At 61.6% G+C, this 15,146-nt stretch carries 14 protein-coding genes; 8 read left to right on the forward strand and 6 right to left on the reverse strand.

Annotated elements, in window-relative coordinates; genetic code table 11:
• Positions 1-10: 10 nt before the first annotated feature.
• The 4 genes from frr to rpsB form a co-directional block, all read right to left on the reverse strand.
• Complete coding sequence (gene frr, locus FW789_RS08680; RefSeq protein ID WP_101317243.1) at positions 11-568, reverse strand: ribosome recycling factor; 558 nt, start codon at positions 566-568, stop codon at positions 11-13.
• Positions 565-1,308: a UMP kinase gene (gene pyrH / locus FW789_RS08685; RefSeq protein WP_101317241.1), complete on the reverse strand. Its 744-nt coding sequence runs from the start codon at positions 1,306-1,308 to the stop codon at positions 565-567. The genes frr and pyrH overlap by 4 nt, the downstream gene beginning before the upstream one ends.
• A 181-nt stretch (positions 1,309-1,489) precedes the next feature.
• The gene (gene tsf / locus FW789_RS08690) at positions 1,490-2,353 is read right to left on the reverse strand and encodes a translation elongation factor Ts (protein ID WP_101317239.1); all 864 of its coding nucleotides are present in this window, start codon (positions 2,351-2,353) and stop codon (positions 1,490-1,492) included.
• Between the two features lie 187 nt (positions 2,354-2,540).
• Positions 2,541-3,278, reverse strand: a complete 738-nt coding sequence (gene rpsB, locus FW789_RS08695) for a 30S ribosomal protein S2 (RefSeq protein WP_101317236.1) — start codon at positions 3,276-3,278, stop codon at positions 2,541-2,543.
• 347 nt (positions 3,279-3,625) lie between these two features.
• Here rpsB and map point away from each other — a divergent pair, with 347 nt between their 5' ends.
• The 4 genes from map to FW789_RS08715 all read left to right on the forward strand — a co-directional run bounded on the left by map (position 3,626) and on the right by FW789_RS08715 (position 9,174).
• Positions 3,626-4,408 carry a type I methionyl aminopeptidase gene (gene map / locus FW789_RS08700; protein WP_103436323.1) on the forward strand — a complete coding sequence of 261 codons (783 nt, stop codon included), beginning with the start codon at positions 3,626-3,628 and terminating at the stop codon, positions 4,406-4,408.
• Between the two features lie 21 nt (positions 4,409-4,429).
• A complete protein-coding gene (locus FW789_RS08705; protein ID WP_103436322.1) occupies positions 4,430-7,132 on the forward strand; it encodes a [protein-PII] uridylyltransferase in 2,703 nt (900 codons plus the stop codon).
• Between the two features lie 23 nt (positions 7,133-7,155).
• Positions 7,156-8,352, forward strand: coding sequence for a succinyldiaminopimelate transaminase (gene dapC, locus FW789_RS08710; protein ID WP_446431338.1), 1,197 nt, complete (start codon positions 7,156-7,158; stop codon positions 8,350-8,352).
• Between the two features lie 87 nt (positions 8,353-8,439).
• Positions 8,440-9,174, forward strand: a complete 735-nt coding sequence (locus FW789_RS08715; RefSeq protein WP_103436320.1) for a M12 family metallopeptidase — start codon at positions 8,440-8,442, stop codon at positions 9,172-9,174.
• A gap of 2 nt (positions 9,175-9,176) precedes the next feature.
• Here the strand turns inward: FW789_RS08715 and FW789_RS08720 are convergent, their stop codons facing one another.
• Complete coding sequence (locus FW789_RS08720) at positions 9,177-10,823, reverse strand: Na+/H+ antiporter (RefSeq protein ID WP_103436319.1); 1,647 nt, start codon at positions 10,821-10,823, stop codon at positions 9,177-9,179.
• 271 nt (positions 10,824-11,094) lie between these two features.
• Here FW789_RS08720 and FW789_RS08725 point away from each other — a divergent pair, with 271 nt between their 5' ends.
• The 4 genes from FW789_RS08725 (at position 11,095) to FW789_RS08740 (ending at position 14,208) form a co-directional block, all read left to right on the forward strand.
• Positions 11,095-11,442 carry an ArsC family reductase gene (locus FW789_RS08725; protein WP_101317223.1) on the forward strand — a complete coding sequence of 116 codons (348 nt, stop codon included), beginning with the start codon at positions 11,095-11,097 and terminating at the stop codon, positions 11,440-11,442.
• Positions 11,443-11,484: 42 nt separating this feature from the next.
• On the forward strand, positions 11,485-12,519 hold the full coding sequence (gene dapD / locus FW789_RS08730) for a 2,3,4,5-tetrahydropyridine-2,6-dicarboxylate N-succinyltransferase (RefSeq protein WP_103436318.1): 1,035 nt from the start codon (positions 11,485-11,487) through the stop codon (positions 12,517-12,519).
• 76 nt (positions 12,520-12,595) lie between these two features.
• Entirely contained in the window at positions 12,596-13,801 is a 1,206-nt protein-coding gene (locus FW789_RS08735; RefSeq protein WP_103436317.1) for a cysteine desulfurase, read from the forward strand.
• Positions 13,798-14,208, forward strand: coding sequence for a SufE family protein (locus FW789_RS08740; protein WP_186697674.1), 411 nt, complete (start codon positions 13,798-13,800; stop codon positions 14,206-14,208). The genes FW789_RS08735 and FW789_RS08740 overlap by 4 nt, the downstream gene beginning before the upstream one ends.
• 15 nt (positions 14,209-14,223) lie before the next feature.
• On the opposite strand, the gene tcdA is transcribed toward FW789_RS08740, so the two are convergent.
• Positions 14,224-15,045, reverse strand: a complete 822-nt coding sequence (gene tcdA / locus FW789_RS08745; protein WP_103436315.1) for a tRNA cyclic N6-threonylcarbamoyladenosine(37) synthase TcdA — start codon at positions 15,043-15,045, stop codon at positions 14,224-14,226.
• Positions 15,046-15,146 lie beyond the last annotated feature (101 nt).

Consider the following 15,146-nt stretch of genomic DNA (forward strand, 5'->3'; position numbering starts at 1 on the left):
AACCCTGGCCTCAGACGGCCATCAGGTCCTTTTCCTTCGCCTTCACGGCAGTTTCGATATCCGCGACGAACTTGTCGGTCAGCTTCTGGATGTCATCAGCCGCACGACGCTCTTCGTCTTCGCTGATTTCCTTTTCCTTGACCAGGTCCTTGAGCTGGCTGAGCGCATCACGACGAATGTTGCGCACGGCGACACGGCCATCTTCAGCAGCTTCACGGGCCTGCTTGGTGAAGCCCTTGCGGGTTTCTTCGGTAAGCGCTGGCATGGTGATCAGCAGCAGCTCGCCCAGGTTGGTCGGGTTCAGGTTGAGGCCTGCGCTACCGATAGCCTTGTCGACCGCGCTGAGCATGTTGCGCTCGAAAGCAACGACCTGCAGGGTGCGCGAATCCTTGACTGTGATGCTGGCCACTTGCTTGATCGGCGTATCCGCGCCGTAGTACGGCACCATCACGCCTTCGAGAATGCTTGGGTGAGCAACACCGGTGCGGATGCGGCTGAACGCATGCTGGAGCGATTCCAGCGATTTGGTCATACGTTCCTGAGCATCTTTCTTGATTTCGTTGATCATGCTTGGCCTTCCTCGATCAAAGTACCTTCAGCGCCACCCACCACGATATTCAGCAGGGCGCCAGGCTTGTTCATGTTGAATACACGCAATGGCATTTTGTGGTCGCGGCACAGACAAATTGCGGTCAGGTCCATCACACCCAGCTTGCGATCCAGAACCTCATCATAGGTGAGGCGATCGAACTTCTCGGCGTGCGGGTCCTTGAATGGATCGGCAGTGTACACACCGTCGACCTTGGTCGCCTTCAGCACTACATCTGCATCGATTTCGATGCCGCGCAGGCAGGCTGCGGAGTCGGTGGTGAAGAACGGGTTGCCGGTACCGGCGGAGAAAATTACCACATCCCCGGAGTTGAGGTGGCGAATAGCTTTGCGACGATCGTAATGGTCGGTGACGCCGACCATGGAGATGGCCGACATGACCAGTGCCGGGATGTTCGAACGCTCAAGGGCGTCGCGCATGGCCAGGCCATTCATCACCGTGGCGAGCATGCCCATGTGGTCGCCGGTAACCCGATCCATGCCGGCGGCGCTGAGCGCTGCACCGCGGAACAGGTTGCCGCCGCCGATGACCAGACCCACCTGGACACCGATGCCGACCAGCTGACCCACTTCGAGGGCCATGCGGTCCAACACTTTCGGGTCGATCCCGAACTCTTCCGAGCCCATCAGGGCCTCGCCGCTAAGTTTGAGCAAAATGCGTTTATAGCGAGGTTGGCGACCACTCACCTGCTGAGCCATTGCGAGTCTCTCCTGCGGCGTTTTTAAGAAAATTCTGCGCGGGCTGGGTTACAGCCAGCTAACTGTAGCGTGGCGCTGCTTCAGCGCCAGCGGTACCAGGCCGGATAAACCTGGTGCCGGTTTGACAAAGAGGCTGCGCGCGTGAGCGGGCAGCCTCTTTGGGGCGACAGACGAGGCTGTCTTACTGCTTGGCAGCAGCCAGCTGGGCGGCAACTTCTTCAGCGAAGTTGTCGACCGGCTTCTCGATGCCTTCGCCTACTTTGAAGTAGGTGAAGGAAACGATTTCAGCACCGGCCTTCTTGGCCAGTTCGCCGACTTTGATCTCCGGGTTCATGACGAAAGCTTGCTCTTTCAGCGAGGCTTCGGCTTTGAACTTGGTGATACGACCGTTGATCATGTTCTCAACGATGTTTTCCGGCTTGCCGGCGATCTTGTCAGCGTTCAGCTGCAGGAAGACAGCCTTCTCGCGCTCTATGGCCTCGGCGGAGATTTCCGACGAATCGAGGAACTCAGGGTTCGACGCAGCAACGTGCATGGCGATTTCTTTGGCCAGCTGAACATCGCCGCCCTTCAGAACAACCGCAACACCGATCTTGTTGCCGTGCAGGTAGGCACCAACAACGTCACCCTCAACGCGCACCAGGCGACGGATGTTGACGTTCTCACCAACCTTGGCGACCAGTGCTTCACGCGCCGATTCGCGCGCAGCGATCAGCGGGGCAGCGTCGGTCAGCTTGTCGTTGAAAGCCTGTTCCACGCTTTCAGCAACGAAGTTTTTGAAGTCGTCTTGCAGAGCCAGGAAGTCGGTCTGCGAGTTCACTTCCAGCAGGACGGCGGACTTGTCGTCGGCCTTGATGGCGATAGCGCCTTCAGCGGCAACGTTGCCAGCCTTTTTGGCGGCCTTGATGGCGCCGGAGGCACGCATGTCGTCAATGGCTTTTTCGATATCGCCGTCAGCCTTTTCCAGGGCTTTCTTGCAATCCATCATGCCTTCGCCGGTACGCTCGCGCAGTTCTTTGACCAGCGCTGCAGTAATTGCTGCCATTTCAAAATCCTCTTGGAAAGTTTTTCAACCATTCCACCCGCTCTTCACGGGCGTTCAATTCTGCTAATCCACTGTCTTGTTGCCAGCAGGAGGTCATCATGCGGCGGTATTGCTGACAGGAGGATTTCAGGTGGCAAAAAGGGGGCCAAGCCCCCTTTTCGCGTGCCAAGTAGACGCCAGGCGTCAATTACTCAGCAGCTGGTGCCGCCGCTTCTTCAACATAGACTTCGGTGCCGCCAGCAACATGGTTGCGGCCGCGGATGATAGCGTCAGCCATCGAAGCCATGTACAGCTCGATTGCGCGGATGGCGTCATCGTTGCCTGGGATGATGTAATCAACACCTTCCGGGCTGCTGTTGGTATCGACAACGCCGATAACCGGGATGCCCAGCTTGTTGGCTTCGGTGATCGCGATGCGCTCGTGATCAACGTCGATGACGAACAGTGCGTCAGGCAGACCGCCCATGTCCTTGATACCACCCAGGCTGCGGTCCAGTTTCTCCAGATCGCGCGAACGCATCAGAGCTTCTTTCTTGGTCAGCTTGGCGAAGGTACCGTCTTCAGCCTGGACTTCAAGATCACGCAGACGCTTGATCGAAGCGCGGATGGTCTTGTAGTTGGTCAGCATGCCGCCCAACCAGCGGTGGTCGACGTATGGCGAACCACTGCGAGCAGCGTGCTCGGCGACCAGTTTGCCGGCGGAACGCTTGGTGCCGACGAACAGGATCTTGTTTTTGCCCTGGGCCAGGCGCTCGACGAACGACAGAGCGTCGTTGAACATCGGCAGGGTTTTTTCCAGGTTGATGATGTGAATCTTGTTACGCGCGCCGAAAATGTATTTACCCATTTTCGGGTTCCAGTAACGGGTCTGGTGACCGAAGTGCACACCGGCCTTCAGCATATCGCGCATATTGACTTGGGACATGATTGTTCCTTGATAAGTCGGGTTGGGCCTCCACGTATCCCAATGACCAACCCACGTCGCCGAAGCGGTCGGGGCACCCAGGTCATCGTGTCGACACGTGTGTGGGTTAAGGCAGTCGAGGTCGTCCCCGAAAGCGGCGCACTTTATACCACAGACTCGGCGCTGACGGAACTGCAATCCTGTCGCATCCGTCAGTGCTTTTTGCAGCGGGCCCGCAATCGCGCCAAAATGCCTCATATAGAGAGCCGCCAGCGGGCCTTTCTGCCGACAGATGGGCGCCTCGCTCTGGTAGAATCTGGCCTTTCCCGTTTGTTCGCGCCCTGCACGGCGCCGTAGAGAGCCTGTCAATGACCGTTACCATCAAGACTGCAGAAGACATCGAAAAGATGCGCATCGCCGGCCGCCTGGCCGCTGAAGTACTGGAGATGATCGAGCCACACGTCAAGCCCGGCGTTACCACCGAAGCGCTCGACCGCCTGTGCCACGACTACATCGTCAACATTCAGCAGGCCATCCCGGCCCCGCTCAACTATAAAGGCTACCCGAAGTCGATCTGCACCTCGATCAACCACGTGGTCTGCCATGGCATCCCCAACGACAAGCCATTGAAGGATGGCGACACGCTGAACATCGACGTGACCGTGATCAAGGACGGCTACCACGGCGATACCAGCCGCATGTTCCATGTCGGCACCGTGCCGGTGTGGGCCGAGCGCCTGTCCAAGGTCACCCAGGAATGCATGTACAAGGCGATCGAGCTGGTCAAGCCGGGCTGCCGCCTGGGCGACATCGGCGAAGTGATCCAGAAGCACGCCGAGAAGAACGGTTTTTCGGTGGTGCGCGAGTTCTGCGGTCACGGCATCGGCAAGGTTTTCCATGAAGAACCGCAGATCCTGCACTACGGCCGTGCCGGCACTGGCATGGAGCTCAAGGAAGGCATGACCTTCACCATCGAGCCGATGATCAACCAGGGCAAGGCCGACACCAAGGTTCTGGGCGACGGCTGGACGGCCATCACCAAGGACCGCAAGCTGTCGGCGCAGTGGGAGCACACCCTGGTGGTTACCGCGACCGGTTACGAGATCTTCACCCTGCGCAAAGACGACACCATCCCCCGCACGTCGGCCTAACACTTTCAGGAAAGCGACTCGATGCCCCAGGTGGATCCCGAGCTGTTCGACCGCGGCCAGTTCCAGGCGGAACTGGCGCTCAAGGCAAGCCCCATCGCAGCCTTCAAGAAGGCTATCCGCCTGGCCCGCGAGGTACTCGATCGGCGCTTTCGCGAAGGCCGTGACATCCGCCGGCTGATCGAAGATCGCGCCTGGTTCGTCGACAACATCCTGCAACAGGCCTGGAGCCAGTTCGACTGGCAACCACCCGAAACGATCGCCCTGATCGCAGTGGGCGGCTATGGCCGCGGCGAACTGCACCCGTACTCGGACATCGACCTGCTGATTCTGCTCGACGGCGCCCAGCACGAGCAGTATCGCGACGCCATCGAACAGCTACTGACCCTGCTCTGGGACATCGGCCTTGAAGTCGGCCAGAGCGTGCGCAGTGTCGACGAGTGCGTCGAGCAGGCCCGCGCCGACCTGACGGTGATCACCAACCTGATGGAAAGCCGCACCATTTGCGGCCCCGAAGCCCTGCGTCAGCGCATGCTCGAGGCCACCAGTACCTCGCACTTGTGGCCGAGCAAGGAGTTCTTCCTGGCCAAGCGCGCCGAACTCAAGGCCCGCCACCACAAGTACAACGACACCGAATACAACCTCGAACCCAACGTCAAGGGATCGCCCGGCGGCCTGCGTGATATCCAGACCGTGCTTTGGGTCGCGCGCCGCCAGTACGGCACCTTGAACCTGCACGCCCTGGCCGGCGAAGGCTTTTTGCTGGAGAGCGAAAACGAACTGCTGGCATCGTCCCAGGCCTTTGTCTGGCGGGTGCGCTATGCCCTGCACATGCTCGCCGGCCGCGCCGAAGACCGCCTGCTGTTCGATCACCAGCGCAGCATCGCCGCCTTGCTCGGCTTCAGCGACGAAAATCCCAAGCGTGCCATCGAGCAGTTCATGCAGCAGTACTATCGGGTGGTGATGAGCATCAGCCAGCTCTGCGACCTGATCATCCAGCATTTCGAAGAAGTGATTCTGGCGGACGAAGACAGCGGCACCACCCAGCCGCTCAACGCCCGCTTCCGGCTGCATGATGGCTACATCGAGGCCGCCCATCAGAACGTGTTCAAGCGCACCCCGTTTGCCATGCTCGAGATGTTCGTGCTGATGGCCCAGCACCCCGAAATCAAGGGCGTGCGCGCCGATACCGTGCGCATGCTGCGCGCCCATCGGCACTTGATCGACGATGACTTTCGCAACGATATCCGCAACACCAGCCTGTTCATCGAGCTGTTCAAGTGCGAGATCGGCATCCACCGAAACCTGCGCCGGATGAACCGCTACGGCATTCTTGGCCGTTACCTGCCCGAGTTCGGCCTGATCGTCGGGCAGATGCAGCATGACCTGTTCCACATCTATACGGTCGATGCGCATACGCTCAACCTAATCAAGCACCTGCGCAAATTGCAGTACACCCCGGTATCAGAGAAATTCCCGCTGGCCAGCAAGCTCATGGGCCGTCTGCCCAAACCCGAGCTGATCTACCTGGCCGGGCTCTATCACGACATCGGCAAGGGCCGTCAGGGCGACCACTCCGAGCTCGGCGCAGTCGATGCGCAGGCGTTCGGCGAACGCCACCAGTTGCCAACCTGGGACACTCGGCTGATCGTCTGGCTGGTGCGCAACCACCTGATGATGTCGACCACGGCCCAGCGCAAGGACCTCTCCGACCCGCAGGTGATCAATGATTTTGCCCTGCACGTCGGCGATGAAACGCGCCTCGACTATCTCTACGTACTGACCGTTGCCGACATCAACGCGACCAACCCGACGCTGTGGAACTCCTGGCGCGCCAGCCTGCTGCGCCAGCTTTACAGCGAGACCAAGCGTGCCCTGCGCCGCGGCCTGGAAAACCCGCTAGACCGCGAAGAGCAGATCCGCCAGACACAAAGCGCTGCGCTGGACATCCTGATCCGCGAAGGCACCGACCCGGACGACGTCGAGCAGCTCTGGTCGCAACTGGGTGACGACTACTTCCTCAAGCACACCGCCGCCGACGTCGCCTGGCACAGCGATGCAATCCTGCAGCAGCCGGCTGACGGCGGCCCGCTGGTGCTGATCAAGGAAACCACCCAGCGCGAATTCGAAGGTGGCACGCAGATCTTCATCTATGCGCCCGACCAGCACGACTTCTTTGCCGTGACAGTGGCGGCGATGTCGCAGCTGAACCTGAACATCCACGACGCGCGCATCATCACTTCGAGCAGCCAGTTCACCCTCGACACCTACATCGTGCTGGACAACGACGGCGGCTCGATCGGCGACAATCCGCAGCGGGTCAAGCAGATTCGCGACGGTTTGACCGAAGCCTTGCGCAACCCGGAAGACTACCCGACCATCATCCAGCGGCGCGTCCCGCGTCAGCTCAAGCACTTCACCTTTGCGCCGCAGGTGACCATCCTCAATGATGCCCAGCGCGCGGTGACCATTCTCGAGATCACGGCTCCCGACCGGCCTGGCCTGCTGGCACGGATCGGGCGGATCTTCCTCGAGTTCGACCTGTCGCTGCAAAACGCCAAGATCGCCACTCTCGGCGAGCGGGTCGAAGACGTGTTCTTCATTACCGACGCCAACAACCAGCCGCTGTCCGACCCGCAACTGTGCAGCCGCCTGCAAGAAGCGTTGGTCCAGCAGTTGCAGCCCAGCCAAGGCAGCGACAACAGCCCTGCCCGCCTGACTATCTAGATGATTGACGAGACCTCGTGCCGATGAACCAAGCCATGACCCAGCTGCAGCCCTACCCGTTCGAGAAGCTGCGCGCCCTGCTCGGCAGCGTGCAGCCCGCCGCTGACAAACGTGCCATTGCCCTGTCGATCGGCGAACCCAAGCACGAGTCGCCGACCTTTGTAGCCAAGGCCCTGGCAGACAACCTTGACAAGCTGGCGGTGTATCCAAGCACGCTGGGCTTGCCGGCCCTGCGTCAGGCGATTGGCCAGTGGTGCGAGCGCCGCTTCAATGTGCCCGGCGGCTGGCTTGACGCTGACCGTCACATCCTGCCGGTCAACGGTACCCGCGAGGCCCTGTTTGCATTCACCCAGGCGGTGGTCAACCGCGCCGACGATGGCCTGGTGATCAGCCCCAACCCGTTCTACCAGATCTACGAAGGTGCAGCGCTGCTGGCCGGTGCCACCCCGCACTACCTGCCGTGCCTGGAAGACAACGGTTTCAACCCTGACTTCGACGCAGTGTCGGCCGAGACCTGGCAACGCTGCCAGATCCTGTTCCTGTGCTCGCCAGGCAACCCGACCGGCGCGCTGGTGCCGCTGGACACGCTGAAAAAGCTGATCGCCCTGGCCGACGAGCATGACTTCGTGATTGCCTCCGACGAATGCTACAGCGAGCTGTACTTCGACGAAGAAAACCCGCCGCCGGGCCTGCTCACCGCCTGCGCCGAGCTGGGTCGCAGCGACTTCAAGCGCTGCGTGGTGTTCCACAGCCTGTCCAAGCGCTCCAACCTGCCCGGCCTGCGCTCAGGCTTTGTCGCGGGCGATGCGCAGATCATCAAGCCGTTTTTGCTGTACCGCACCTATCACGGCTGCGCCATGCCCGTACAAACCCAGCTGGCCAGCGTGGCCGCCTGGCAGGACGAAACCCACGTGCGGGCCAACCGCGACCAGTACCGGGCCAAGTACGACGCCGTGCTGGAGATTCTCCAGCCCGTTATGAACGTGCAGCGGCCCGACGGCAGCTTCTACCTGTGGGCCAAGGTGCCGGGTTGCGATGCTGACTTCACACGCGATCTGTTCGAAGCTGAACATGTCACCGTCGTGCCGGGTTCATACCTGTCCCGCGAAGTCGACGGCGTCAACCCAGGCGCAGGCCGTGTGCGCATGGCCTTGGTCGCACCATTGGATGAGTGCATCGAGGCGGCGTCGCGTATCCAGCGCTTCCTTGAACGCCGCTGAGCCAGTTACAAGCTGATATATGTAAGGCACAGCTGCATAGCCGATCGGCGAAGCTCGTGGTCCATCAATTGACCAGGAGCTTTCCCGATGATCATCGATTCCCGGCCTTGTTGCCGCAACCGCATCCCAGAGCAGCTCTCCTACGACCTGGCGATCGCCGAAAACCCACGCAACAGAGGCGTAAGTAGTGGCGGGCGACACAAACGCGGCCTCGTCAAACACACGCACTTGTGGGAGCCGGGCCGCACGCTGTGGATCTCGTTCATGGGCTCACCTGATCGAAGCCTGAAAATGGCAATTTTCGAACTGGCGAGCCAGTGGACTGACCTGTCCGAGGCGAATCTGGAATTGGATCTGGCCGAAGACAACGATGCCAATGCCCAGATCAGGGTTCTGACCGGCAAGGATGTCCTGCACAATGAATCAGACTTCGGCACCGATGCGCTGGCCCATACCGACGAGACCATGTGCCTGAACGTCGCTCCCGGCGAAGAGTGGTTTGAATGTACAGTGCTGCATGAGTTCGGCCACGCCCTCGGACTACAGCACGAACACACCCACCCTGATGCCAATATCCCGTGGAACGAACAGGCGCTCATCGCCACGCTCCAAGGCGCTGGCTGGACTGCACAGGATGTGTACCAGCAGTATCTGGAGGTGCAGACTGATACAGCCATGATAAAAACCGCTTACGACCCGTTGTCGATCATGCATTATGCCGTCGCGCAATGGCAGACCATTGGCGATTTTGAAATCGCACGCAACCACCAGCTCAGCGAAAAGGACCTTGAGCTGATGCGCCTGGCCTACCCGCACGACTGAACCTAGCGAACCTGTCCAAGGTTGGCCTCGCTCATGTCCAGATCGCCCAGCACCTGGCGCACGACCTCATCACCTACCAGGTGCTGGCGATGCAGGCTATAGAGTTCCAGGCGCTGGGCACGCAGCGCACGCAAACGCAGGCGCCGCTCGAGCAAGTCCATCTGGTGCGCCAGCTCACGGGCTTCGGCGCTGTCATTGTAGCTGGCCAGTTCATCGCGATACTCGGCCATCAGCCGCGCCTTGAGCTCGACCGCCAAGGTTGCCTGAGCCGCATCCTGAGCAGCGTTGGCATCGACCACCTCCTCGGCTTCGAGGGCATGGATCGCTGCCTCTGCGGTAAGCCGCCACGCCTCCCGCACTTCCTGCTGCAAGCGCTCGTCCGGGCTCTGGGTAATGCCGCGCAAGAGCAGCGGCAAGGCAATGCATGCACTGAGCAACGACAACAGAATCACCCCGGCGGCAATAAAGATCAGCAAGTCGCGTTGCGGGAACGCCTCCCCGGCACCGATCAACAACGGCACCGACATCACGCCCGCCAAGGTCACCGCACCGCGCACGCCGCCCAGGGTCAACAGCCAGCAGGAACGTGCAGTCGGCACCAACACCAGTTCAGGCTTGCCGCGCCAGCGGCGTACCACGCCAATCGCCCGCCAGATGCTCTGTACCCAGATGAACCGGAGCACGATCAGCGCCGCAAAGATTGCCAGCACTTCCAGGCAGCGGAAGGCGAGCGCCGGCCACAGCGATGTTTCGTGGCTGACCACTGCCTTGATGATGTCCGGCAACTGCAGGCCCAGCAGCAAGAAGATCAAACCGTTGAAGGCGAACTCAAGCAACGACCAGACGCTGCGATTGAGTAGCCGAGTGCTGGTCTGGCGCGGCAGCAGATCCAGCCAGCTCTGCATCATGCCTGCGGCTACCGCCGAAAGGATGCCCGACACACCAAGACGCTCGGCCAGTACATAGGCCGCGAACGGCAGCAACAGCATGAACACCACATGGGTGGCCGGATCATCCCAGCCGCGGGTGATCATCCACGCGCGTAGCCGCCCGACCAGCCAGCTCAACGCCACGCCAACGGCCAGCCCTCCCAAGGCCACCAGTACGAACGACAAGCTCGCGTCGGTGAGCGAAAACACCCCGGTAATGGCCGCTGCCAGGGCGAACTTGAAGGTCACCAGGCCCGAGGCATCATTGAGCAAGGCTTCGCCCTGAAGCATGTGCATCAACGGCGTCGGCAGTCGGTCCTGGGCAATGGCCGAGACGGCCACTGCATCGGTCGGCGACAGCACGGCGGCGAGGGCAAACGCCACCGGCAGCGGAATGCTCGGCAGCAGCCAATGAATGAAGTAACCCGCGCCGACCACGGTAAACAGCACCAGCCCAACGGCCAGGGCGATGACCGGGCCGCGCATGCGCCACAGCTCCCGCTTGGGGATACGCCAGCCATCGGCGAACAGCAGCGGCGGCAGGAACAGAAACAGGAACAGCTCCGGCTCCAATGCCACATGCAAACCCAGGCTGGGCCACGCCAATAATGCGCCTGCCGCGATCTGTACCAACGGCAACGGCAGCGGGATCAAGCGCCCGACCAGCTTGGACACGCTTACCAGCGTCAGCAGGATGAGGACGGTATAGGCTGACTGCATCGGTAAAAAATCCTGTCAAATTGGAGAAACGCTCACAGCGCTAGGACCGCAATTGAAACAATATGTTAGCGGGGAGTTAAGGCCATCTGCCGCTGCACAATAGTCGCAGGCTGCCGCAGAATATGTAACAGCATGCTACTCAACGCGCTTAACCGCGGGCATTCGGCAGCCAGCCGTGGCGCCAGCCCCAGCGATGTCGCATAATCCGCCGACTAAACAACGGGAGATATTGGGGAGGTTTTGGGTGAACCCGCCGGACCCTTTGAATTCAATGGCTTACACTCTCTACGGCATCAAGGCCTGCGACACCATGAAAAAGGCCCGTAGCTGGCTTGAAGAACACGCCATCGACTACGCCTTTCATGACTATAAAAGCCAAGGCATCGACCGTGACAGCCTGATCCGCTGGTGCAACGAGCACGGCTGGCAGGTTGTGCTCAACCGCGCCGGCACCACGTTCCGCAAACTCGACGATGCCAGCAAAGCCGACATTGACCAGGCCAAGGCCGTCGAATTGATGCTGGCCCAGCCGTCGATGATCAAGCGCCCGGTGCTCGACCTTGGCGAACGCACCCTGGTCGGCTTCAAGCCGGATCTGTACGCCGCTGCGCTGGGCTGAGCCCAACAGCGCTGCCACCACCTATTCGCAAGAGGTAATCGCATGTCCACTACTTTGTTCAGCCTGGCCTTCGGTGTCGGCACCCAAAACCGTCAGGGCACCTGGCTGGAAGTGTTCTACGCACAACCACTGCTCAACCCGAGCGCCGAACTGATCGCTGCCATCGCCCCGGTGCTGGGCTATGAAGGCGGCAACCAGGCCATCACGTTCAGCAATGCCCAGGCCGGCCAGCTGGCCGATGCGGTCAAGTCGGTCGACGCTACCCAGTACGCGCTGCTGACCCGCCTGGCAGAAAGCCACAAGCCGCTGGTCGCCACCCTGTTGGCCGAAGACAGCGCACTGACCTCGACGCCTGAGGCCTACCTCAAGCTGCACCTGCTCTCGCATCGCCTGGTCAAGCCGCACGGCCTGAGCCTGGCCGGCATTTTCCCGCTGCTGCCGAACGTAGCCTGGACCAACCGTGGCGCGGTCGACCTGGCAGAGCTTGCCGAACTGCAACTGGAAGCACGCCTGAAGGGCGAGCTGCTGGAAGTGTTCTCGGTCGACAAGTTCCCGAAAATGACCGACTACGTGGTCCCGGCCGGCGTGCGTATCGCCGATGCGGCGCGCGTGCGTCTGGGCGCCTATGTTGGCGAAAGCACCACCATCATGCACGAAGGCTTCGTCAACTTTAACGCCGGCACCGAAGGCCCGGGCATGATCGAAGGCCGCGTCTCGGCGGGCGTCTTCGTCGGCAAGGGTTCGGACCTGGGCGGCGGTTGCTCGACCATGGGCACCTTGTCCGGTGGCGGCAACATCGTCATCAAGGTCGGCGAAGGCTGCTTGATCGGCGCCAACGCCGGTATCGGTATCCCGCTGGGCGACCGCAACACCGTTGAAGCTGGCCTGTACATCACGGCCGGCACCAAGGTGAACCTGCTCGACGAGAACAACGAACTGGTCAAGGTGGTCAAGGCCCGTGATCTGGCCGGCCAGACCGACCTGCTGTTCCGTCGCAACTCGCTCAACGGCGCAGTCGAGTGCAAGACGCACAAGTCGGCAATCGAGCTGAACGAGGCGCTGCACGCGCACAACTGAGAACCATCAGGTTCGAAGTGATAAGATCGGGTCTGGCGTAAAGCCAGGCCCGATTTTCATTGCAGGTCCCGCAAACATGTTTCAGCCCTCCCCCTGGCGCGCCGACTTCCCCGCGATCGCCGCGTTGCAACGCCAGCACCAGACCTACCTGGACAGCGCCGCCACCACCCAAAAGCCGCAGGCCCTGCTGGATGCCTTGAGCCATTACTACGGCCATGGCGCCGCCAATGTGCACCGCGCGCAACACCTGCCGGGCGCGTTGGCCACACAAGCGTTCGAGGCCAGCCGTGACAAGGTGGCTGCCTGGCTGAATGCCGCTGATGCGCAACAGATCATCTTCACCCACGGCGCGACCTCAGCGCTGAACCTGCTCGCCTATGGCCTTGAGCACGGCTTCAATGCCGGCGACGAGATCGCCATCAGTGCTCTGGAGCACCACGCCAACCTGTTGCCCTGGCAGCAGCTGGCGCAGCGGCGCAATCTGCGCCTGGTAATATTGCCGGTGAACTCGCAAGGCCAGATTGACCTTGACCAGGCACTGCAGCTGATCGGCCCGCGTACACGCTTGCTGGCGGTCAGCCAGCTGTCGAATGTGCTCGGCACCTGGCAACCGCTGCCAGCCCTGCTCGCCCATGCCCGCGCCCAAGGCGCGTTGACCGTGGTCGATGGCGCCCAGGGCGTGGTGCATGGACGCCACGACGTGCAACAACTGGGCTGCGACTTCTACGTGTTCTCCAGCCACAAGCTGTACGGCCCGGAAGGCGTCGGCGTGCTCTACGGCCGCCATCGCGCGCTGCAGCAGTTGCGCCATTGGCAGTTTGGCGGCGAGATGGTCCAACTGGCGGATTACCACAGCGCCAGTTTTCGTCCTGCGCCGCTCGGCTTCGAAGCCGGCACGCCGCCGATTGCCGGCGTGATTGGCCTGGGCGCCACGCTGGACTATCTGGCCAGCCTTGATGCCAACGCGGTCGAGCGCCACGAAGCCAGCCTGCACCAGCACCTGCTGCGCGGTCTGGCCGAGCGCGAGGGCGTTCGCGTACTGGGCGCACCACAGACCGCGCTGGTCAGCTTTGTCGTCGACGGCGTACACAACGCCGACATCGCCCATGTGCTGACCGAGCAAGGCATCGCCGTGCGCGCCGGTCATCACTGTGCAATGCCCCTGCTCAAAGGCCTCGGCCTTGAGGGCGCGATCCGCGTGTCGCTGGGGCTGTATAACGACAGTGACGATCTGGCGCGCCTGTTCGAAGCGCTGGATCAAGGCCTGGAGCTGCTGCGATGAGCCTGCCCGAACAAGCCCGCGAGGCATTGGCGTGTTTCACCGAAGCCCGTGGCTGGGAACAGCGCGCACGCTTGCTGATGCAGTGGGGCGAGCGCCTGGCGCCACTGGATGACGCCGAGAAAACCGAAAGCAACCGTGTCCACGGCTGTGAAAGCCTGGTCTGGTTAGTGGCCGTAGTCGATGACGGCCAATGGCGTTTCAAGGCCACTAGCGATGCGCGTCTGTTACGCGGTTTGCTGGCGTTGTTGCTGGTGCGGGTACAAGGGCTGGCCAGCGCCGAGCTGGCCCAGCTCGACCTACGGGGCTGGTTCAGCGAGCTGGGGCTTGAGCGCCAGTTGTCGCCGTCGCGCAGCAACGGTCTGCATGCGGTACTGCAGCGTATGGCGCAGCTCGCCAGCGAAGCCTGAAGCGCTGACCGCTGCTTACAGATCAGCCGCCGGCGCGATCACCCGCTCCGACGGCCGGCGCGCACCGGCCACCAGTTTTTCGATGGCTTTGCTCGCCGCCACCATGCCGAACGTGGCGGTGACCATCATCACCGCGCCAAAGCCGCCGGAACAATCCAGGCGCACGCCCTCACCGACAAAGCTCTTTTGCAGGCAAACGCTGCCGTCACCCTTGGGATAACGCAGCTGCTCGCTGGAGAACACGCACGGCACGCCGTAATTGCGCGAGGTGTTGCGCGAGAAGTTGTAGTCGCGGCGCAGGGTCGAGCGCACGCGTGAGGCCAACGGGTCGTTGAAGGTCTTGTTCAGGTCGCCGATCTGGATCTGCGTGGGGTCAATCTGGCCGCCGGCGCCACCGGTGGTGACCACGGCGATCTTGCGCCGCCGGCACCAGGCAATCAACGCCGCCTTGGCCATCACGCTGTCGATGCAATCGATGACGCAGTCCATCTGCTCGGTGATGTGCTCGGCCATGCTGTCACGGGTGACGAAGTCTGCCACTGCATGGACTGTGCAGGCCGGGTTGATTGCCCGCAGACGCTCGGCCATGACCTCGACTTTAGCCCGCCCTACCTGGCCTTCCAGCGCATGCGCCTGGCGGTTGGTGTTGCTCACGCAGACATCATCAAGGTCAAACAGGCTGATTTCGCCAACACCGCTGCGCGCCAGCGCCTCTGCCACCCATGAGCCGACCCCGCCGATGCCGACCACCGCCACATGGGCGTCGCGCAGGCGTTGCAGGCCTTGGTCGCCGTACAAACGGGCAACGCCGGCGAAGCGTGGATCTTCTGTGCTCATGCTCGCTATCCGCAAAAAACCGGCGCGCATTATATGCCAGCTGGCGGGTTGCAGGGCCGCACGGCGCTGTTAGTTGGTAAAAAACCTGCCAATCCTGCTTT

This window comes from Pseudomonas sp. 1121_17, assembly GCF_052850745.1.

What these genes read in the sequence shown, in the direction of transcription:
- pyrH (WP_101317241.1), bottom strand. Translation starts at nt 1,308, where the DNA reads ATGGCTCAGCAGGTGAGTGGTCGCCAACCTCGCTATAAACGCATTTTG.
- FW789_RS08715 (WP_103436320.1), top strand. Translation starts at nt 8,440, where the DNA reads ATGATCATCGATTCCCGGCCTTGTTGCCGCAACCGCATCCCAGAGCAG.
- FW789_RS08705 (WP_103436322.1), top strand. Translation starts at nt 4,430, where the DNA reads ATGCCCCAGGTGGATCCCGAGCTGTTCGACCGCGGCCAGTTCCAGGCG.
- dapC (WP_446431338.1), top strand. Translation starts at nt 7,156, where the DNA reads ATGAACCAAGCCATGACCCAGCTGCAGCCCTACCCGTTCGAGAAGCTG.
- FW789_RS08735 (WP_103436317.1), top strand. Translation starts at nt 12,596, where the DNA reads ATGTTTCAGCCCTCCCCCTGGCGCGCCGACTTCCCCGCGATCGCCGCG.
- tcdA (WP_103436315.1), bottom strand. Translation starts at nt 15,045, where the DNA reads ATGAGCACAGAAGATCCACGCTTCGCCGGCGTTGCCCGTTTGTACGGC.
- dapD (WP_103436318.1), top strand. Translation starts at nt 11,485, where the DNA reads ATGTCCACTACTTTGTTCAGCCTGGCCTTCGGTGTCGGCACCCAAAAC.
- FW789_RS08720 (WP_103436319.1), bottom strand. Translation starts at nt 10,823, where the DNA reads ATGCAGTCAGCCTATACCGTCCTCATCCTGCTGACGCTGGTAAGCGTG.
- tsf (WP_101317239.1), bottom strand. Translation starts at nt 2,353, where the DNA reads ATGGCAGCAATTACTGCAGCGCTGGTCAAAGAACTGCGCGAGCGTACC.
- FW789_RS08740 (WP_186697674.1), top strand. Translation starts at nt 13,798, where the DNA reads ATGAGCCTGCCCGAACAAGCCCGCGAGGCATTGGCGTGTTTCACCGAA.
- frr (WP_101317243.1), bottom strand. Translation starts at nt 568, where the DNA reads ATGATCAACGAAATCAAGAAAGATGCTCAGGAACGTATGACCAAATCG.
- FW789_RS08725 (WP_101317223.1), top strand. Translation starts at nt 11,095, where the DNA reads ATGGCTTACACTCTCTACGGCATCAAGGCCTGCGACACCATGAAAAAG.
- rpsB (WP_101317236.1), bottom strand. Translation starts at nt 3,278, where the DNA reads ATGTCCCAAGTCAATATGCGCGATATGCTGAAGGCCGGTGTGCACTTC.
- map (WP_103436323.1), top strand. Translation starts at nt 3,626, where the DNA reads ATGACCGTTACCATCAAGACTGCAGAAGACATCGAAAAGATGCGCATC.